This is a genomic window from Candidatus Pelagibacter communis (genome assembly GCF_001180225.1).
GTDB classification, from domain to species: Bacteria; Pseudomonadota; Alphaproteobacteria; order Pelagibacterales; family Pelagibacteraceae; genus Pelagibacter; species Pelagibacter ubique_D.
The window spans coordinates 1-17,401 of record NZ_CVST01000011.1 but is presented as its reverse complement, the minus strand read 5'-3'; the positions used below and the strand labels follow the sequence as shown (position 1 = coordinate 17,401).

Sequence of the window (17,401 nt, the reverse complement as noted above, 5' to 3'; positions counted from 1 at the left end):
TTTTATTATAGGAAAATATACTCGGCAATCATAAATTGCCGAGTATAAATTTTGATTTAGATTATAGTCCTAACCAACCGTCTACAGTTGATTTGTTTGCTTCCATCCAAGCTCTTGCTACATCAGCTGGATCTTTTTTCTCAACTGAAACCGCATAAGCCATTGCAGAAACATCATCAGCTGTTAATTGAAAATTCTTAAAGAATTCTACAATTGCTGGTGATTGACTCTCTAAAGAAGTAGCCCAACCGATTTGGATTTGCTTAAGAGCATCTTTTGATGCAACATAAGATTTCTTGTACCAGTCAGCATCTGCTTTAGGTTGAATCATTTTATATTTTGCAGGATCATATTTTGGTTCTGTTAACATTACTACGTCAGCCATTCCCCAAATTGCATGAGGCTTGTAACAATAGAATGCATAACCTTCACCTTTTTTGATTGAGTCTAGTACTCTTGCATTTTTAACTGCTTCAGCAGCTCTAACTGCTTCGATACCAGCATCATATAAACCATAGTCTCTTAATTTAACTTGGTTAACATTTGCAGAAGCCCAACCATCAGCACCAATCCAAAACTCACCTTTACCATTTCCATCACTGTCCATTGCTTTAACAACTTCTGGTCTAGCTAAGTCTTCAATTGCTGTAATGTTCATTTTTTTAGCAAACTGTTGAGAAACACAGTAACCTTGGTTTCCTTCATATGGTTTGCTACTTAGTTTTAAAGTTCCTTTTGGAACTAAATCATTAGTATAAGCTTCTTGGTTTGGTAACCAAATATCAGGGTGAACATCGATTTCACCTTTTCCTCTGTCAATCGCTGCATAAATTGCAGTATTGTTTCCAGGAACAAGTTCTGCTTCACCACCCATTTTGTCTATAACTACTGCAGCAAGTAAATTAGCAATTGCAGTTGCACCTGTCCAACCTGGATCTCCAATTTTAACTTTTTCTGCGTTTGCAGAGAAAATTGATAAAACTGAAATTAATCCAGCTACAAGTGTAGATTTGATTATTTTCATTATCTCTCCTTAATTATTTAAAAATAAATTTTATCTCTAATTAAGAGAAACTGTCAAAGAAAATAAATATCTAAAAATTAGATGTATCTTACTATTCCGGATTGGAAGTAAGAGTTTTTATCTCTAGTATGTTTTCGTTAGGATCTTTTACAAAGAATGTTTCTTGTTCATACTTAGTGCCTTTAAATCTTAAGTATGGTTCGTCATAATATTTTGTACCACTATCTTTTAATCTTTTTTTAAGTGCATCAAAATCTTTTCTCGACAAATGAACACCAAAATGGGGTACAGACACATTGCCCATATCTACGTCGTGTCTTTCACTATCTAATTTATGTTCACTTTTATGAAGTGTTAATTCATTACCCCAAAAGTCAACATCAGCCCACTCTTGTGCAGAATTATCAAGTCTGCATCCTAAAGTCTCGCTGTAAAATTTTTTTGCGACCTCTAGATCGCCACAAGGTATAGCTAAATGAAAACAATTAGTGTTTTTATACATTATTAATCTTTAATAACTGAATATAATAACTATATAAGCCACTTATTAAAATTTCAAGTGAGCATAAAATACAATGAATGATTATTTACAATCGATAATTGATAGAGATCCTGCAGCAAAATCAAAGCTTAGTTTGATTTTAACCTATCCAGGTGTCAAAGCATTATTCTTTCATCGTATAGCTAATTTTTTTAGTACTGCTAAATTTTATCTCGTTGCAAGAATCATTTCTCAATTTTCAAGATTCTTAACTGGAATTGAAATACATCCTAATGCAAAAATCGGAAAAAATTTATTTATTGATCATGGTATGGGAGTAGTGATTGGTGAAACTTCAGACATTGGTGATAATGTTACTATCTACCATATGGTTACATTAGGTGGAATTGCACCAAGTATAAATTCAAATGATCAAAGAAACATGAAAAGACATCCAACAATTAAAGATGAAGTAGTGATTGGATCAGGAGCACAAGTGTTAGGTCCAGTAACTGTTGGACGATGTGCAAAAATTGGAGCAAACGCTGTAATTACAAAAGATGTTCCTGAAAATGCAGTGATGGTTGGAATTCCTGCTAAGAATGTTGGAATAGCTGATAGTGAATTTAAACCTTACGGGATTACCCCTGATAGTGATAAAAAATCCGAAAATGAATAATACACAAAACGATTTTATTTCAGGAATAGGAAATACTCCCCTTATAAAACTTAGAGCCGCATCAGAGATTACTGGTTGTAATATTTATGGTAAGGCAGAATTTTTAAATCCAGGTGGATCTGTAAAAGATAGAGCTGCACTTGCATTAATTAAAGACGCACAAGAAAAAAAATTGATTTCTAAAGGTGGAACTGTTGTTGAAGGTACTGCTGGTAACACTGGAATTGGATTGGGTCTTTTGGGAAATTCTTTAGGTTACAAAACGATTATTGTAATGAACGACAATCAAACTCAAGAGAAAAAAGATTTACTAAGAAACCTTGGTGCTGAGTTAAAATTAGTTCCACCTAAGCCCTATAAAGATGAGAATAACTTTGTAAAGGTTGCTGCAAGACTTGCAGATGAATTAAGACCTTCAAATAACAATGGAGTTATTTGGGCTAACCAATTTGATAATATTGCAAATGCAAAAGGTCATTATGAGGGCACAGGTCAAGAGATCTGGAAACAGACAGATGGTAAAGTAGATGGTTTTGTGTGTTCATCTGGAACTGGGGGCACCATTTCGGGTGTAAGTAATGCATTAAAAGAAAAGAATAAAGATATTAAAATTTATCTATCAGATCCTAAAGGTTCTGCTCTTTATAATTATATAAAGAATGGAGAGTTAAAATCTGAAGGAGGATCTATAACAGAAGGAATCGGTTCAAGTAGAGTTACAGCCAACTTTGGTGAGGCTAAAATTGATGATGCTTACTCTATTGATGACCATGAAGCTCTACCTATTCTTTATGATTTAATTCAAAATGAAGGTCTAAGTTTAGGAACTAGTTGTGGAATAAATATTGCTGGAGCTATTAGAATGGGAAAAGAATTAGGACCTGGTAAAACCATCGTTACAATCCTTTGTGACAGAAGCGATAAATATGCAACTAAAATGTTCAATAAAAAATTCTTAGAAGAAAAAGGTCTACCAATACCTAATTGGTTTTAGATATAAATCTTGTCTGCTAATCCGTAACAAAGTATTGCACTTAACAAAGTTAGAATACCTGGTGCAATAATTCCTTCATTAGATGTTTGTGGAGTATGGCCTAACTTATTAATTTTAATTGTATAAATTCCTATACAAAAAGCTGAAAGGTTTTGTAAAAATACTAAATTAAAAAAAGCCCATGTTCCTTGAAGTCCGTCAGGTCTAATAAAGCCAACCCATATAGCCATAGCAACAGCTCCAATAAATAATGATCCGAAAAATCTAGTCATTCCAGCACCAGTATCGTCAATACCAAATTTGTCTAAAAATTTCTTCGTAGCAAAAACTGTTTGATAAGCGTATGTGGCGAAAATTATAAAGTGAATTAAAAAAACAACTAAATAAAATATTCCATTAAATTTTTCGATCATGATAAAACCCTATCAAATTTTATCATCAAATAAAACAACATAATCAACAATTTTTGTGCTCCTTAATTGCATAACTGACGCGCGTTATAAACACGAGAGACTTTGTCATGAATATGTAACAGTCTTCGATTACTTATAATTAATAATTAAAAAGAAAGATAAAATGAAAAAAATAATAATAGTTTTGGTGCTTAGTTTATTTACTACAATTGCTAACGCTGACGGCCATGCAAAAGCAAATGCGTTTGCTATTACTTTGAAAGTTCCAGCTAGTGATGTTGCTAAAGTTGAAGAAATGTTGAAAACACACCATAAATGGATGAAAGAAACTCATCCAATGACAGGTGAGAAAAAATTAAATTCATATTCAGTTATCAAAGGACCTGAATGGAATAATCCTGCAGACCCTTCACAAGGTATGACTGGAAATATGTATTTTATTTTAACTGAGTATTATGAAAATCCTGCTGGTTTTCAAAATCACCAAGAGCTTGGAAGCAAATGGCCAATGATACAAGAATTTCAACAAATGCTATTCAGTTATGTTGTGGGATATACATTTCCTGGAACAACAGTTGTCACGATAGAATAGAAAGGAGAAAATTTTGAGAAAAATAATAATAACTTTATTCAGTATTTTATTTGTAACATCTGTACACGCGGATATGTCTGATAGTGACAAGAGTAAAGCTTGGGAATGTAGTGGTATTTATATGGCTAACTATTTCTTGCCAATTGGCGAAACGTTTGAATACAGTATGAAAGAAAAATCTATGGCATCAGTTAAAGTTTTAAAAGCTTATGCTTTAGAAGTTGGAATCCCTGAAAAGCAATGGGATGAAGGAGTAAACAAAGCTGTTGATAAGTTTTATGGATCTAAATTTGACGAGGCTAAAACTAATGCCTGTCATGAATTTGTAAACTCAACGGTTCCTAATGGAGAAGATAGAGTTAAGAAAGTAGTTCAAACTCTATATTAGAAAGGAATAAAAATATGATAGTAAAAATAGAAGGACCAATAGAAACTTTTGCTAAATGGAAAGCAATGGTTCACAATAATTCAGAGAAGGTAAAAAAATATGGAATGACCTTTTTATATGCTGGAACTGAAAAGAGTGATGATACTAAATTCATAACTATTGTAAAATTTAACACGATGGAAGGTATGCAAGGTTTCAAAAATGATGAGGAATTGCATAAAGAAAGAGCGGCAGCTGGAGTTGATTTAGAAAAAAATGTAACGACGCCCATGAGTGATGACTTTCTTGAACAGTATAAAGGTTAAATTAAACTATTAGGAAAGGAGAAAATATGTCTAAATTTTATATTATTGGAAAGATCAGTCGTGATCTTGCTTTGAGAATGCAGAGTGATCCAAATGCAGATAGAGGAGCAGCGATCAAAGCTATTTGTGATACTGTTGGAGTAAAGTTTCATAGTTATGAGTGGGTTCGAGGAAGATTTGATGTAATCAATGTTATTGAAGGAGATTACGAAAGTGTTCTTGGAATGAAAGTTGCAATTATGAATGCAGGTTTAATGGAAGATATTATGATTCATGAAGTGTTTGATTATAATAAAACTTTCAACAAAGCTGCAGATGCTGGAAAAAACTTTAAAAAACCAGGTGAATAAAAGAAAGGAATAAATGTCTATCTTAGAAAAATATAGTGCTGCATTAAAGAATAAAGACGAAGCAGCTATGAATGAGCTTTTGCATGATGATTTTAAATTCACGATGCATAAATCAGGAAATGTTTTAACAAAAGGTGATGTTATCAAATGGGCAATGAGTGGTGACATTAATCAAGATAAAGTTAGAATTGTTTACGAGAATGATGAAGTTGGAATTCATCATGCTTTTGTTACATTTAACGATGGAAATGTTGAGGCTGTAATGGCAGTTTATAAATATGACAATGGAAAAATTGTTAGTTTAGAAACTGGTGCTACTCCAATGCCCAAATAATTATATATATTTAGCGGGATTTCATTTAATATTATTGAATGAGTCTCGCTACTTCATACTTGTTCCTAGGTGTTGCTGTATTCCTAGGAGTTACTTCAAATAGTTTTGCTAAAAGTGCTGAAGGTTTCACTCTTCTCCTTCCAAGTATAATTACCGCAATTACAATTGTTCTGTGCATGTATGCGCTTTCATTGGTGATGAAGAATATACCAATGGGTATCACTTACGCTTCATTTGCAGGATTAACAATTATTGCAACAGTTATAGTAGGTGTAATTAAATATAATCAAGTTCCGAACCTTTACTCCATGATCGGGCTAGCATTTATAATTATTGGAGTTTTAATGGTTAATTTGTTAGGTAGTAAATAATATGAAGCCTCTTATAGGATATTTATTTTTAGCTAACGGTATAATTTTTGGAATAGCTTCAAATAGTTTTGCTAAAATTTCTGAAGGTTTTACAAAGCTAACTCCTTCAATTTTATGTATCCTTTTTATGTGTATTACAATGTTTTCAATTGCAAAAGCTATGCATGCAATACCTGTTGGATTTGCTTATTCAATTTATAGTGGCTTAACAGTAACAGGTGTTGTTCTTTTTGCTGTATTAAAATTTAACCAAGTTCCTAATGTTTATGGGATAATTGGAATTACTTTGATTGTTATTGGTGTAATAATGGTTAATTACTTGGGTCGATTGAATTGATATTTTTTTAAAATGTCTGGAAGTTGATAACTTCCATCCTCATTTAAAGATAATTCATATTCATTTACAACAGTGCTAGTATCTAATGGAGAATACAAATGAGGATACATATCTCCATTTGAAGCCTGTTCCCAAAGTAAGTGTTCAAGTTTAAAAGCATTTACTCTCAATAAAACAAGGTTTTCTTTATTTGGGAAATGCTTTTTTAAGGTTTCCTCGACCTGATCTTCCTCTGAGAAATGAATATAGCCATCTTTGATATCTTTTTTAGATCCACCATATGTTCCTGATTGCTTGGCTTTTTGCCATTCTTCTTTATCTATGACTTTAAAAATAAATTCTAAATTCATTTTACCAAGAAGAGTTTGGTCCTTTTAAAAATTCTAGTTCTTCTTCGGTAGACTCTCTTCCTAAAATTTCATTTCTATGTGGATATCTATGAAACTGTCTAATTGCTTTAGTATGATCTTGCCAAAATTTTTTAATCTTATTATATCCTTCATGTTCCCTTAAATATTTATTTAATAAGTAATAAGCCATTTCATGATCACTAATTTCTTCACTATGAATTAAAGGTAAAAGCATAAAAAATCTTTGGTCAACATTCATAGCTTCTAAATATCCAGAATACACTGCATCATTTACTATCAATCTAGTTTTTTGATCTTGAGCAAATGCTTTTTTATCATCTCTAAACATATTTCTTGAAAATTGATCAAACAAAATTACTAAAGCTAAACAGCTCATGGGGTTATCCTGCCAATCATCATATTCATTTTGACAAGCAAGTTCATAATCTTTTAAAAAATTATCTTTTATCTTTTGATCAAATTTATCATCCTTCTTAAATCTCATTTCAAAAGGAGTTTCTTTAAACCAAAAATCCAGGATCACTTGAGCTCTTTCTGGTATCATTAAATAGCTGGCTTTAACAATTTTAAAACTTTTTGATGGTTTATTTTATTATTGGAGACAATAATATTTCCTCCTATTACAGGATTTTTATTTTCCCAAGTAGTCACAATTGCACCTGCTGCTCTCATAATTGGAATTAAGGGATGAATATCCCAAATTTTATTTGCACATTGAAAAACTATTTCAATTCTACCTTCTGCTAACTGACAATATGTAAGCGCATCAAAGCAAGGAAATTGCATACGGTCTATAAATTTTTTTATTTTCATCTGTTTTTTTAAAGGCAATTGGTTATGAAAAGCTGCAGCTAACTTTGAATTTGCAAAATTTAATTTAGAATTAACTTTTAGTTTTCTTTTTTTATTATTTTCAAAAACGTATGCGGTGTTTTTATTTACATTTAAGTAATATTTTTTCATTTTAGGGAAATTTGCTAATCCTAAAACTGGCTCCCCATTATAATTTAACGAAATTAAATTACTCCAACTAGGATTGCCAACAACATACGATCTAGTTCCGTCAATTGGGTCTATTACCCATGAAAATTCACTTTTAGTATTTTTGTGACCGTATTCCTCACCTATAATTTGATGATCTGGAAATCTTTTAGAAATCTTGGACCTAATAAACTTTTCAAAAGCTTTGTCAGATGTGGTTACTGGATCATAACCTTTACCTTTCATCTTATTAGTTATCTTGAATGGCTTATCTAACTTAGCATAATAAAATTTAGTTAGATCTTTTGCTAACTGGTTTAAAAAACTTGAAAATACTGGATATTTTTTTGTATCAAAATTATTCACAAAGAACTCTTACTATTTAATTTATATTGATTAAAGTTAAATTTTAAATAATGCTCAAGTATTATTTATGAAAATTGAGCTTCACGAAAATAAAGTTTACTTCAATAATGGTACTGAGAAAAAAGAGATACATCCTTTTTGGTTAAGAGAAAGAGTGGATGGTGAAGAATTTGTTGATAAAGGAACTCAACAAAGACTTTTTGACCCAACTAGTTTAAGTAATGATATAATCATTAATAAAGCCTCTATTCATGAAGAATTTTTAGAAGTTAACTTTAATGATGGAATTAGTTCTAAGCTTAATCTCAGTAAAATTGCTTTAGAATTTTCAAAAGAAGATACAGTTATTAAATCTATAGAAAAAACTAAATGGGATTCTAGTTTAAGTAATATTAAAAATTTTGAATACCAAGATAATTTTTTTGAAAGTAAAGAAATGCATGACTTACTTGTTTCTTTCTATAAGTTTGGATTTGTTGTAATTAAAAACATACCTACAACTAAAAATTATATTGTTGAGTTTGCAAACTCAATTGGCAGTGTAAGACGTACTAACTTTGGGGAATATTTTGATGTTAAGTCAAAACCTGACCCTAATGATCTTGCATATACTTCTTTAGCTCTTGCGCCTCACACAGATAATCCATATCGAAACCCTGTCCCATGTATCCAACTTTTACATTGTATTGAGAGTAAAGTTTCAGGAGGATATTCCACATTAGTTGATGGATATACTGTTACTGAAGATTTAAAGGAAAGTTATCCCGATTATTATAAAATCTTAACAGAAGTAAAAGTAAGGTTTAAATTTATTGATAAAGAAGTAATTTTAGAATCTTTATGTCCTTTAATTGAATTAGATGAGCATAAAAATTTTAAACAAGTTAGATTTAGTCCAAGATTAGATTTTGTTCCAATCTTAGATAAAGAAGAATTAGATCTTTACTATCAAGCAAGAAAAAAACTGTCTGAGATGTATAATTCAGATAAATATAAAATAGAATTTAAACTTGCTCCAAAAGATTTAATGATGATGGATAATCACAGGCTACTCCATGGACGAACAGTTTATGATGCTAATGAAGGAGAAAGATTTTTACAAGGTTGCTATATAGATTACGATAGTACCGAAGGAAAATTAAGACACTTAAAAAGAAAGTTTAATCTATAGAAATATTTTCTATTTGAGCTTCTGCATCCCTAATAGATTTTTCATAATCTAAAGCCATTTGATCAGCGCTTATAACTTCAACTTTTTCAATTCCAAAAAAGTTTAAAATAAATTTTAACCAAGGCGTTAAAAAATCTTCTGAACTATTAAGCTTTGTTCCACCAGAAGTAATTACAAGATATGCTTTTTTATTTTTTAATAACCCTTCTCTTCTACCATTAGGCTTAAATTTAAAGGTTTCTCCTATTCTTGCAGCTAAATCTGACCAAGCTTTAAGAGTTGCGGGTGGTCCATAATTATATATTGGAGCTGAAATTATAATAATATCACTCTCTTTTAATTCTTTTACAAGCTTGTCGGAAAGTTCAAACATTTTCTTATGTTCTTCAGTTTGATCCTTCTCATCAATTTTCATTCCAGATTCTGTTAAACCACTTACAAAAAGCATTTCATCATCTAAATCTCTATAAATTACTTCATCCTCTGGTTTTTTGATTTTTTCCAAAAGTTTTTTTGCTAACGCTCTCGAAGTTGAGCCTTTTTTTCTAGCGCTTGAATCTATTTGATAAATTTTCATTAATTACTTTAACCAAAGTTTTGCATAAAAGGAAAGATCTCAATTAAATAAAACCCAATTGCTTGCAATTTATTTGTAATAATTAATATTCCAGTTACTAAAAGAATTGCACCACCCACTTTTGATATAATATTTATATAGTGACGCATATTTTTTGAAAAAATTAAAAATTTTTGAATTAAATAGCCAGATAAAACAAAAGGTATGGCTAAACCTAAGGAGTAAAAGCTTAATAAAATTATTGCTCTTGATAAAGTATCTTCAATTGAAGCTAAAGCCAAAATTGATCCTAATATTGGACCAATACAGGGTGTCCATCCAAATCCGAAAGCGGCTCCAATTATTACAGGAAAGAAAAAACTATCAATTTTTTTAAAATCAAATCTTCTATCAATATTTAAAAATCCAAAATTAAAAACACCTAATAATTGTAATGAAAAAAATATTATAATTAGTCCAGCGATTAATCTTAAAGATTGAGAGTTCTCTAACAATACTTGTCCTAAGAAAGATGCTGAAGCTCCAAAAATTATAAATACTAATGAAAAACCAAAACAAAATTTAATTAAGGGAACAATATTAAAATTTTGTTTCTCTGTTATTTCTTTAAGAGATTGGCCTGATACAAAAGATATATATCCAGGTATCAAAGGTAAAACACAAGGAGATAAAAAACTTATTAACCCTGCCCCAAAAGCAATTAAATATTCAATCATCTATCCAGTGTTTTTCATTGCTGCAGAAATTCCTGCAATAGATGTCATTAAAGCATCGTCTAAATATTTCTTATCTAAATTTTTATATTTTTTATTTGTTAATTTATTCATTATATTTGCCTGAAGAATGTTAAGCATTTCAGTGTAGTTGTTTCTGATAAATAAAGCTTTTCTGAACTCTTTCCTCTCTTTTATAACTTCTTTTGGTGTAATTTTGTTGTGCAATTTGACCAATGCATCAAATTGAAACCTTAATCTTTTTCCAATTCTTATCAAAGATTTATCGGCTAAATTATTTTCATATATCACTGATATTTCAGGATCAACCTTTGAAATCACCATATCCAAAATATCCATTGTTGATACAAAATAAGGCCAGTTCCTCTCCATGTCTGTCATGGTTTTTTTAAACTTTTTAATTGATCCATATCTCAATGCCTCAGTTGTACCAAGCCATGCAGGTAGCATTAATCTAATTTGTGTCCATGCAAATACCCAGGGAATAGCTCTTAAACTTTGAATATTGTCAACATTTTTTCTCTTAGTGGGTCTTGAACCAATTGCAAGTTTTCCAAGAGATTTATGCGGCGTAACAGTTTTAAAATATCTAATAAAATCTTCGCTTTGATTTAGATACTTTCGGTAAGCAGATGTAGAAATCTCAGACATTTTTTGAATAAGCTCTCTCCAATTTGGTTTTGATCTTGGAGGTGGATTTAGAGTTGCCTCCATTACTGCTCCGATATAACTACATAGATTGTATTCAGCTAAAGGTTTATATCCATATTTTTGTTGTATCACCTCTCCTTGATCAGTAATTCTAATTTTTCCATTTACTGTTCCAGATGGTTGAGATTTAAGAGTTGCCTGAATTGGTCCTCCTCCTCTTCCAGGAGATCCTCCTCTTCCATGGAAAAAAACAAGATCTATTTTATATTTTTTAGCTAAATTTCTAAGTTCTTCTTGAAGTTTGTATTGATGCCAACTTGCAGATAGTTTTCCTGCATCTTTACTAGAGTCTGAATATCCAATCATTACTTCTTGTTTTGAGTTGATCATTTTTCTGTACCAAGGAAGTTTAAATAAATTTTGCATAACACCTTTGGCATTCTTTAAATCATCTAAAGTTTCAAAAAGTGGTACTACTCTTAACAAATTCTTTGTTTCAGCCTGTAATTGCAATAAATAAACAGATAAAATATCAGATGCTTTTGAAGTCATTGAAATTACATACGCACCCATACATTGCTCTGGCTCTTTAGATATTTGTTTAAATGTTTTCCAGACTTCTAAATTCTTTTTGTCTCTTAAATTAATTTTATTAACAAAAGATTTTTTTTGTTTTATTAATTTATTAAGTAATTCAATTTTCTTTTCTTCAGATAATTGTGAATAATTTATTTTATGTTTCTTTTTAAATATTTCATTTAAAAGTTTTTCATGTCTATCAGACTCCTGTCTGATATCTAATCTCGCTAAATTTATTCCAAAACATCTAACTCTTCTTATCAAATCCAACAAATCTGCATTTGCAATATGTTGACCTTTGTTCATATTTAAGGATGTTCTAACTTCTCTTAATGGATTTATAATTTCATACTTATCTTTTAGTAATTTATTTTCATCTAAGGGTTTATTATAATTTATATGTGCTTCAATTGTCTGATGTGTTCTTCTTACTTTGTCTCTTAAAGGTCTCAAATAAACTCTATAAGGTTCAAAACTTTTTCCAGTTATTTTTTTAATTTTATTAGAACATTCTTCCATTGATAAATCTTGAATTAATTTTGTAAGTTCTCTTTCGTATAACTTTGCAGCTTGCCATCTTGAAAATAAAATTACTTTTTTTGTTACTTCAGATGTAACATTTGGATTTCCATCTCTATCTCCACCCATCCACGAACCAAATTGAATAGGATTAAAGTTTCTAGGAAGATCTTTATTTAGATTTTTCCTAAAAATATCATTCAACCTTTTGTAAACTCTTGGAATTGTATCCCATAAACTATCTTCTATTACAGCCAAGCCCCATCTAGCTTCATCAAGTGGTGATGGTTTGGTTCTTTTAAGTTCATCAGTTTTCCAAATAATGGCTATCTCAGAATACAGTTTTCGATCTATTTCAATAATCTTTGCAGGGTATTTTTTATAAAGATGGCGTTGCTCCATCAAAGTGGTTAAATTTGCGTATTTTTGAATTAGTGTTCTTCTCTTAACTTCTGTTGGATGTGCTGTGAGAACTATTCCAATATCAAGTTTTGTTGCCTGATCATAAATTTTTTTGTCAGAGATTTTTTTATTTTTAAATAGATTGTTAATTATATCCTCAATAAATAGATTTTGTTTTTTGTTCTTAAAATATGGATTATCGTATTCATTAAGTTTTCTAGAAGCATCTAACGACTCAGCTAAATTCATTAAATTTAGAATATGAGAAAAAGCTCGAGTGACCTTAAAAGTAATTTCAGGTGAAAGTTTTCTTACGTCTTTTGAAATTTTGGAAAACACTTTACTTTTATTTTTATCTAATAAAGTGTTTTTAGATAATAATCTTAATCGCTCAACAATATTGAAAAATTTTGTGCCTTCTTGATCTTTGATTACTCTTCCAAGAAAAGTTCCTAATAATCTTATATCTTCTCTTAAAAGCTTAGTGGGTATTCGCTCATAGTAAAGATCTCTCTGCTTCATTACTTAAAATAAATTTTTTTTGTAAAACTCCTTTTGCGTTTGTTTTTACACCAAAAAAGAATCCTGAATATCTAAATTTTCGCAAATCAGCCTTGTCCATTCCTTTTGTGGCTGTTGAAACGTACAGTTCTTGATTATTCTTTCCACCAAATGCACAATTAGTGATATTTTTGGCTGGAAACTTAATTCTGTGAATTAATTTTGCTCTACTATTAAATACTGAGACACATGCCCCACGAAAATGGGCAACCCATAAATTTTTATTTTTATCTACAGTCATTCCATCTGGAACTCCTTCTTCAGGAGTTAACTTTTTAAATATTTTTTTACTAATTATTTTATTATTTTTATTTATTCTAATTTTATAGATAATTTTTTTAGGACTATCATTGTGGTAAAAATTATATTGATCGATAAATGCTGGGCCATTTGTAATTCTATAATTTTTATCAACTCTTGTTAATTTTAGATTTTTATCTAATTTATACAAAGATCCTTTTTCAATTTTTCTCTCTAAATTATCCATAGTTCCAAACCAAAGATTTCCAGCAGGATCTGTTTTACCGTCGTTTATTCTATTCAATTTTAATTTAGGTTCTATAGGTATCGATTTTAAAATTTTTTTTGATTTTAAATTTTGAATTCTTAATTCACCTTGCAATCCTAAAATAAATATATGATCTCTTACATGAGCAACGAAGCCTATCTCTTTATTAACTTTAAATATTTTCTTTTTTTTACTTTTAATATTTAAAGAACAAATTTTCTTTTTCTTTATATCAACAAAATAAATTGAGTTGTGTTCTTTAACCCAAAGTGTTCCTTCGCCTAAAGTACATCTTATTTTCCAAATAGGTTTTGGCTCTGTAGTTTTAATTTTATTCATTTACTTCAAACTCCTTAATAAAGTCCTCATTAGGATTTATACCAATACCTACATTGTCTGTCACTGACGCAAATCCATTATTGTTTTTAACTTGATCTAAAATTGAAAAATTTTCTTTTGGTAGATCTGTAATAAAGATATTTTTCTCTGTTGTATCAAATTCGAGCATAGATTTTGTTGGGAATAATCCTCCTGGCATATCTGGTTGTGCGGTCAATAAATGAAGATTTACCGCTATACTTACGGCAGATCCCCAAACATGATTAATTACAGGAACAAAATTAGCCTGCGCCAAGGCTGCAACTTTCAAATACTCTGTAATACCTCCTAATCCACATACTTCTGGTTGAGCTATATCAATGCAATTATTGGTAATTAATTTATTCCATCCATACTTTGTAAATTCTGCCTCACCTCCAGCTACACTAGTAGATATATTTTTTTTCAATTCTCGGTAACCATTGTAATCTTCGGGAGCAACGGGTTCTTCAAACCAATAAATATCGAGTTCATCAAGTCCTTTTCCAACATATAGAGCATCTTTCAAATTATAAGCATGGTTAGCATCTACCATTAGTTTAAAATCTTTACCTATAGAACTTCTAACTGCTTGAACTAACTTTAAATCTTCTTTTGGACCTAATCCAACCTTCATTTTCATTGCTTTAAAGTTTTTTGATTTAATCTGTTTAGCTTCTTCTTCAAACAATGCAATTAGCTCATCAACTGATTTTTTTTGCAACATCATTCCATATCCATACACAGGAACTTCATTATTACATTTTCCACCAACAAGTTGGTAAAGAGGAGAGTTTGTTTTTTTTCCTAAGATATCCCATAGAGCTATGTCAACTCCTGACAAAGCTTGTATTGGCATTCCTTTTTGACCACTATCTCTTAAAAGATTGTAAACTTTTTGCCAAATATGTTCTTTATTCAAAGGGTTTTCACCTATTATTAAAGGCTGAATTACCTTTTCAACAATGAACTTATTAGCTAAAGCAATATTACCTGGACCAAAACATTCACCCCATCCTGTAATACCTTCGTCAGTTTGTACTTCGACTAGATGGGCTGTACGATGTTTATAATATTGTTGTGAATAACCTAATTCTTTCTCTAACTCATATTTAAGTACATGACTTTTAATAGAAGTTATTTTCACAAAAAATTATAAAGCAACTACTTTAGAGTTTTGCTCTCCTAAATTTTCAATTGATAATCTCATTGTATCACCAGCTTTCAAGAATTGTTGTGGTTTCATTCCCATACCAACTCCTGGAGGTGTACCAGTTGTAATTATATCACCTGGCTGTAATGACATGAATTTACTTAAATAAGATACAATAACGTTAACATTAAAGATCATAGTGTTAGTATTTCCAGTCTGCATTCTTTGACCGTTAACATCCAAACTCATTTTTAAATTATTGATGTCAGCAATTTCATCTTTCGTTACCAAGTAAGGTCCAATTGGTCCATACGTATCATGAGATTTTCCTTTTACCCATTGACCCATTTTTTCTATTTGCCATTCTCTTTCACTAATATCGTTTACTAAACAATATCCTAAGATGTGATCTTGTGATTGAGCTTCTGAAATATGTTTTGTATGTTTTCCAATTACAATTCCTAATTCTACTTCCCAGTCTAATTTTTTTGAACCAGACACAATTTCGATATCATCGTTAGGACCATTGATACAACTTGTTGCTTTCATAAAAGTAATAGGCTCAGATGGAACTTCTGCTCCTGTTTCGGCAGCGTGATCTGAAAAGTTTAAACCAATTGCAATAAATTTTCCTGGTTTTGTTATACATGAACCAATTCTTTCACTTGAAGATATCTCTGGAAGACTTGCTAAATCAGCACTTTGTAATTTTGAAATAGTTTCAAAATTTAAATGATCAGGATTTAAATCTGAAATATGTGAACTAATATCTCTAATTTTACCATCTTTGTCTAAAGCTGCTGGTTTTTCTTGTCCTTTTTGACCTACTCTTAGTAATTTCATAATTGTCCTTTTGTTATTAAATTATATTGAAATTCCACCATCAACAGAAATTGTAGTCCCTGTTGTAAATGTTGCATCATCACTTGCTAGATAAACTGCAACTGCAGCAATTTCTTCTGCAGTTCCTAATCTTCCCATTGGTTGTCTTGCAATAAAATCTTTTTTTGCCTGAACTGGATCTGGGCTCTGGTTTACTCTGTCTTGCCAAGATGGTGAGAAAACTGTTCCAGGAGCAATTGAATTACATCTGATATTTTGTTTTACAAAGTCAGCAGCAATTGCTTTAGTTAAACCTATGACAGCGCCCTTTGTTGTTCCGTAGACAAATCTGTTTGGAAAACCTTTTAAACTTGAAGCACATGAAGACACATTAATTATGCTTCCACCATTTTGTTTTACCATCAATGGTAATATCGCCTTACACATAAAATACATTGATTTCACATTCACATTTGATGAGAAATCCCAATCTTTTTCATCACATTCAAGAATTGTTCCATGGTGAACAAATCCAACTGCATTAAATAATACATCTACTTTATCAAGAGTTTTAGTAAATTCTAAGATAGCTTTGTTATCAGTTGAGTCTAATTTGGTAACTTTAATATCTGGATATTCTTTATTTAATTCTGCTAATGTTTTATCATTTAAGTCTGTAGCTGTTACATGAGCTCCTTCTTTATGAAATGCAATTGCTGTTGCTTTTCCAATTCCTTGTCCTGCTGCTGTTACAACAATTTGTTTCCCATTAAGTCTCCCACTCATTTCTTATTTATCCTTTCAATCTCGTTATAAAGTGAACTGTGATCAGTGTTACCATGACCATTATCAACTAAGGTTTTATACATTTCTTTAACTAAATTTGAAATAGGTAAATGAGTATTATAAGAATTTGCACATTCTAAAATATTATTCATATCTTTCAAATGAGTATAAGTCTTACCTTTAGGGCTAAAATCTTTATCAATCATTCTTTTTCCATGTGTTTGAAGTATTTTACTATCTGCCCATCCACCTGAAAGAGCTTTGATTAATTTATTTGGATCTGCTCCAGCTTTTTCACATAATGTTATGGCTTCTGCAACAGCTCCAATTGTAACTCCAACAACAATTTGATTTGCTAGTTTTGATACTTGTCCACTTCCAATGGGTCCAACTAATGTTGGGTTTCCCATTGCTTTTAAAATTTTTTCAGAATTATCAAAAACACTTTGTTCACCACCAACCATGATAGCTAGTGAAGCTTCTTCTGCTCCAATTGTTCCTCCTGAAACTGGTGCGTCTAAATAATTTACATTTTTTGATTTTAAATTAGTTCCGTGTTTTGTTGCTGTCGTAGGTTTTACAGAACTCATATCAA

Annotated in this window: 24 protein-coding genes; 10 read left to right on the top strand and 14 right to left on the bottom strand. The window is 30.6% G+C overall.

Features of this window, described 5'->3' with window-relative positions:
* Positions 1–61: 61 nt before the first annotated feature.
* Both AMN99_RS00345 and AMN99_RS00340 read right to left on the bottom strand, forming a co-directional pair.
* Entirely contained in the window at positions 62–1,024 is a 963-nt protein-coding gene (locus tag AMN99_RS00345; protein ID WP_075505881.1) for an ABC transporter substrate-binding protein, read from the bottom strand.
* Positions 1,025–1,115: 91 nt separating this feature from the next.
* Entirely contained in the window at positions 1,116–1,526 is a 411-nt protein-coding gene (locus tag AMN99_RS00340; protein ID WP_075505880.1) for a VOC family protein, read from the bottom strand.
* A 73-nt stretch (positions 1,527–1,599) separates the two neighbouring features.
* Here AMN99_RS00340 and epsC point away from each other — a divergent pair, with 73 nt between their 5' ends.
* Entirely contained in the window at positions 1,600–2,184 is a 585-nt protein-coding gene (epsC, locus tag AMN99_RS00335; protein WP_075505879.1) for a serine O-acetyltransferase EpsC, read from the top strand.
* The gene (locus AMN99_RS00330) at positions 2,177–3,178 is read left to right on the top strand and encodes a cysteine synthase A (protein WP_075505878.1); all 1,002 of its coding nucleotides are present in this window, start codon (positions 2,177–2,179) and stop codon (positions 3,176–3,178) included. The genes epsC and AMN99_RS00330 overlap by 8 nt, the downstream gene beginning before the upstream one ends.
* Here AMN99_RS00330 and AMN99_RS00325 read toward each other — a convergent pair.
* Positions 3,175–3,591: a hypothetical protein gene (locus AMN99_RS00325; RefSeq protein ID WP_075505877.1), complete on the bottom strand. Its 417-nt coding sequence runs from the start codon at positions 3,589–3,591 to the stop codon at positions 3,175–3,177. The two genes, AMN99_RS00330 and AMN99_RS00325, sit on opposite strands and share 4 nt — an antisense overlap.
* Before the next feature lie 163 nt (positions 3,592–3,754).
* On the opposite strand from AMN99_RS00325, the gene AMN99_RS00320 reads away from it, so the two are divergent.
* The 7 genes from AMN99_RS00320 to AMN99_RS00290 all read left to right on the top strand — a co-directional run bounded on the left by AMN99_RS00320 (position 3,755) and on the right by AMN99_RS00290 (position 6,268).
* Positions 3,755–4,183 (top strand): hypothetical protein, encoded by a 429-nt coding sequence (locus AMN99_RS00320; protein WP_075505876.1) that lies wholly within the window; start codon positions 3,755–3,757, stop codon positions 4,181–4,183.
* A 73-nt stretch (positions 4,184–4,256) separates the two neighbouring features.
* Positions 4,257–4,571, top strand: a complete 315-nt coding sequence (locus AMN99_RS00315) for a hypothetical protein (RefSeq protein WP_179850417.1) — start codon at positions 4,257–4,259, stop codon at positions 4,569–4,571.
* 14 nt (positions 4,572–4,585) lie between these two features.
* On the top strand, positions 4,586–4,876 hold the full coding sequence (locus tag AMN99_RS00310; protein WP_075505874.1) for a hypothetical protein: 291 nt from the start codon (positions 4,586–4,588) through the stop codon (positions 4,874–4,876).
* A 26-nt stretch (positions 4,877–4,902) separates the two neighbouring features.
* The gene (locus tag AMN99_RS00305) at positions 4,903–5,226 is read left to right on the top strand and encodes a GYD domain-containing protein (RefSeq protein WP_075505873.1); all 324 of its coding nucleotides are present in this window, start codon (positions 4,903–4,905) and stop codon (positions 5,224–5,226) included.
* A gap of 13 nt (positions 5,227–5,239) precedes the next feature.
* A complete protein-coding gene (locus AMN99_RS00300) occupies positions 5,240–5,560 on the top strand; it encodes a nuclear transport factor 2 family protein (RefSeq protein ID WP_075505086.1) in 321 nt (106 codons plus the stop codon).
* A gap of 38 nt (positions 5,561–5,598) precedes the next feature.
* A complete protein-coding gene (locus tag AMN99_RS00295) occupies positions 5,599–5,931 on the top strand; it encodes a DMT family transporter (protein ID WP_075505872.1) in 333 nt (110 codons plus the stop codon).
* 1 nt (position 5,932) lies between these two features.
* Positions 5,933–6,268, top strand: coding sequence for a DMT family transporter (locus AMN99_RS00290; protein ID WP_075505871.1), 336 nt, complete (start codon positions 5,933–5,935; stop codon positions 6,266–6,268).
* Here AMN99_RS00290 and AMN99_RS00285 read toward each other — a convergent pair.
* From AMN99_RS00285 to AMN99_RS00275, 3 genes are read right to left on the bottom strand one after another with little or no spacing between them, the layout of a single operon-like run.
* Positions 6,247–6,618, bottom strand: coding sequence for a DUF952 domain-containing protein (locus tag AMN99_RS00285; RefSeq protein WP_075505870.1), 372 nt, complete (start codon positions 6,616–6,618; stop codon positions 6,247–6,249). The two genes, AMN99_RS00290 and AMN99_RS00285, sit on opposite strands and share 22 nt — an antisense overlap.
* 1 nt (position 6,619) lies before the next feature.
* Entirely contained in the window at positions 6,620–7,183 is a 564-nt protein-coding gene (locus AMN99_RS00280; RefSeq protein WP_075505869.1) for a DUF924 family protein, read from the bottom strand.
* The gene (locus AMN99_RS00275; RefSeq protein WP_075505868.1) at positions 7,183–7,986 is read right to left on the bottom strand and encodes an inositol monophosphatase family protein; all 804 of its coding nucleotides are present in this window, start codon (positions 7,984–7,986) and stop codon (positions 7,183–7,185) included. Before AMN99_RS00275 ends, AMN99_RS00280 begins: the two co-directional genes overlap by 1 nt.
* Positions 7,987–8,053: 67 nt before the next feature.
* On the opposite strand from AMN99_RS00275, the gene AMN99_RS00270 reads away from it, so the two are divergent.
* Complete coding sequence (locus AMN99_RS00270; protein ID WP_075505867.1) at positions 8,054–9,157, top strand: TauD/TfdA family dioxygenase; 1,104 nt, start codon at positions 8,054–8,056, stop codon at positions 9,155–9,157.
* On the opposite strand, the gene AMN99_RS00265 is transcribed toward AMN99_RS00270, so the two are convergent.
* The 8 genes from AMN99_RS00265 to AMN99_RS00230 all read right to left on the bottom strand — a co-directional run.
* The gene (locus AMN99_RS00265; RefSeq protein ID WP_075505866.1) at positions 9,147–9,734 is read right to left on the bottom strand and encodes an FMN-dependent NADH-azoreductase; all 588 of its coding nucleotides are present in this window, start codon (positions 9,732–9,734) and stop codon (positions 9,147–9,149) included. The two genes, AMN99_RS00270 and AMN99_RS00265, sit on opposite strands and share 11 nt — an antisense overlap.
* A gap of 8 nt (positions 9,735–9,742) precedes the next feature.
* Complete coding sequence (locus tag AMN99_RS00260; RefSeq protein ID WP_075505865.1) at positions 9,743–10,450, bottom strand: cytochrome c biogenesis CcdA family protein; 708 nt, start codon at positions 10,448–10,450, stop codon at positions 9,743–9,745.
* Positions 10,451–13,141, bottom strand: coding sequence for a phosphoenolpyruvate carboxylase (gene ppc / locus AMN99_RS00255; RefSeq protein WP_075505864.1), 2,691 nt, complete (start codon positions 13,139–13,141; stop codon positions 10,451–10,453).
* Positions 13,116–14,027, bottom strand: a complete 912-nt coding sequence (locus AMN99_RS00250; protein WP_075505863.1) for an SMP-30/gluconolactonase/LRE family protein — start codon at positions 14,025–14,027, stop codon at positions 13,116–13,118. Before AMN99_RS00250 ends, ppc begins: the two co-directional genes overlap by 26 nt.
* Positions 14,020–15,192: a mandelate racemase/muconate lactonizing enzyme family protein gene (locus AMN99_RS00245; RefSeq protein ID WP_075505862.1), complete on the bottom strand. Its 1,173-nt coding sequence runs from the start codon at positions 15,190–15,192 to the stop codon at positions 14,020–14,022. The genes AMN99_RS00250 and AMN99_RS00245 overlap by 8 nt, the downstream gene beginning before the upstream one ends.
* 6 nt (positions 15,193–15,198) lie before the next feature.
* On the bottom strand, positions 15,199–16,041 hold the full coding sequence (locus AMN99_RS00240) for a fumarylacetoacetate hydrolase family protein (RefSeq protein ID WP_075505861.1): 843 nt from the start codon (positions 16,039–16,041) through the stop codon (positions 15,199–15,201).
* 21 nt (positions 16,042–16,062) lie between these two features.
* Positions 16,063–16,806, bottom strand: a complete 744-nt coding sequence (locus AMN99_RS00235; protein WP_075505860.1) for an SDR family oxidoreductase — start codon at positions 16,804–16,806, stop codon at positions 16,063–16,065.
* Positions 16,803–17,401, bottom strand: a 599-nt coding sequence (locus AMN99_RS00230) for an NAD(P)-dependent oxidoreductase (RefSeq protein ID WP_075505859.1), incomplete at its 5' end; no start/stop codon positions are given. The genes AMN99_RS00235 and AMN99_RS00230, both read right to left, overlap by 4 nt.

What these genes read in the sequence shown, in the direction of transcription:
- AMN99_RS00260 (WP_075505865.1), bottom strand. Translation starts at nt 10,450, where the DNA reads ATGATTGAATATTTAATTGCTTTTGGGGCAGGGTTAATAAGTTTTTTA.
- AMN99_RS00310 (WP_075505874.1), top strand. Translation starts at nt 4,586, where the DNA reads ATGATAGTAAAAATAGAAGGACCAATAGAAACTTTTGCTAAATGGAAA.
- AMN99_RS00270 (WP_075505867.1), top strand. Translation starts at nt 8,054, where the DNA reads ATGAAAATTGAGCTTCACGAAAATAAAGTTTACTTCAATAATGGTACT.
- AMN99_RS00305 (WP_075505873.1), top strand. Translation starts at nt 4,903, where the DNA reads ATGTCTAAATTTTATATTATTGGAAAGATCAGTCGTGATCTTGCTTTG.
- AMN99_RS00285 (WP_075505870.1), bottom strand. Translation starts at nt 6,618, where the DNA reads ATGAATTTAGAATTTATTTTTAAAGTCATAGATAAAGAAGAATGGCAA.
- ppc (WP_075505864.1), bottom strand. Translation starts at nt 13,141, where the DNA reads ATGAAGCAGAGAGATCTTTACTATGAGCGAATACCCACTAAGCTTTTA.
- AMN99_RS00235 (WP_075505860.1), bottom strand. Translation starts at nt 16,806, where the DNA reads ATGAGTGGGAGACTTAATGGGAAACAAATTGTTGTAACAGCAGCAGGA.
- AMN99_RS00265 (WP_075505866.1), bottom strand. Translation starts at nt 9,734, where the DNA reads ATGAAAATTTATCAAATAGATTCAAGCGCTAGAAAAAAAGGCTCAACT.
- AMN99_RS00280 (WP_075505869.1), bottom strand. Translation starts at nt 7,183, where the DNA reads ATGATACCAGAAAGAGCTCAAGTGATCCTGGATTTTTGGTTTAAAGAA.
- AMN99_RS00240 (WP_075505861.1), bottom strand. Translation starts at nt 16,041, where the DNA reads ATGAAATTACTAAGAGTAGGTCAAAAAGGACAAGAAAAACCAGCAGCT.
- AMN99_RS00325 (WP_075505877.1), bottom strand. Translation starts at nt 3,591, where the DNA reads ATGATCGAAAAATTTAATGGAATATTTTATTTAGTTGTTTTTTTAATT.
- epsC (WP_075505879.1), top strand. Translation starts at nt 1,600, where the DNA reads ATGAATGATTATTTACAATCGATAATTGATAGAGATCCTGCAGCAAAA.
- AMN99_RS00330 (WP_075505878.1), top strand. Translation starts at nt 2,177, where the DNA reads ATGAATAATACACAAAACGATTTTATTTCAGGAATAGGAAATACTCCC.
- AMN99_RS00340 (WP_075505880.1), bottom strand. Translation starts at nt 1,526, where the DNA reads ATGTATAAAAACACTAATTGTTTTCATTTAGCTATACCTTGTGGCGAT.
- AMN99_RS00320 (WP_075505876.1), top strand. Translation starts at nt 3,755, where the DNA reads ATGAAAAAAATAATAATAGTTTTGGTGCTTAGTTTATTTACTACAATT.
- AMN99_RS00295 (WP_075505872.1), top strand. Translation starts at nt 5,599, where the DNA reads ATGAGTCTCGCTACTTCATACTTGTTCCTAGGTGTTGCTGTATTCCTA.
- AMN99_RS00345 (WP_075505881.1), bottom strand. Translation starts at nt 1,024, where the DNA reads ATGAAAATAATCAAATCTACACTTGTAGCTGGATTAATTTCAGTTTTA.
- AMN99_RS00250 (WP_075505863.1), bottom strand. Translation starts at nt 14,027, where the DNA reads ATGAATAAAATTAAAACTACAGAGCCAAAACCTATTTGGAAAATAAGA.
- AMN99_RS00290 (WP_075505871.1), top strand. Translation starts at nt 5,933, where the DNA reads ATGAAGCCTCTTATAGGATATTTATTTTTAGCTAACGGTATAATTTTT.
- AMN99_RS00300 (WP_075505086.1), top strand. Translation starts at nt 5,240, where the DNA reads ATGTCTATCTTAGAAAAATATAGTGCTGCATTAAAGAATAAAGACGAA.
- AMN99_RS00315 (WP_179850417.1), top strand. Translation starts at nt 4,257, where the DNA reads ATGTCTGATAGTGACAAGAGTAAAGCTTGGGAATGTAGTGGTATTTAT.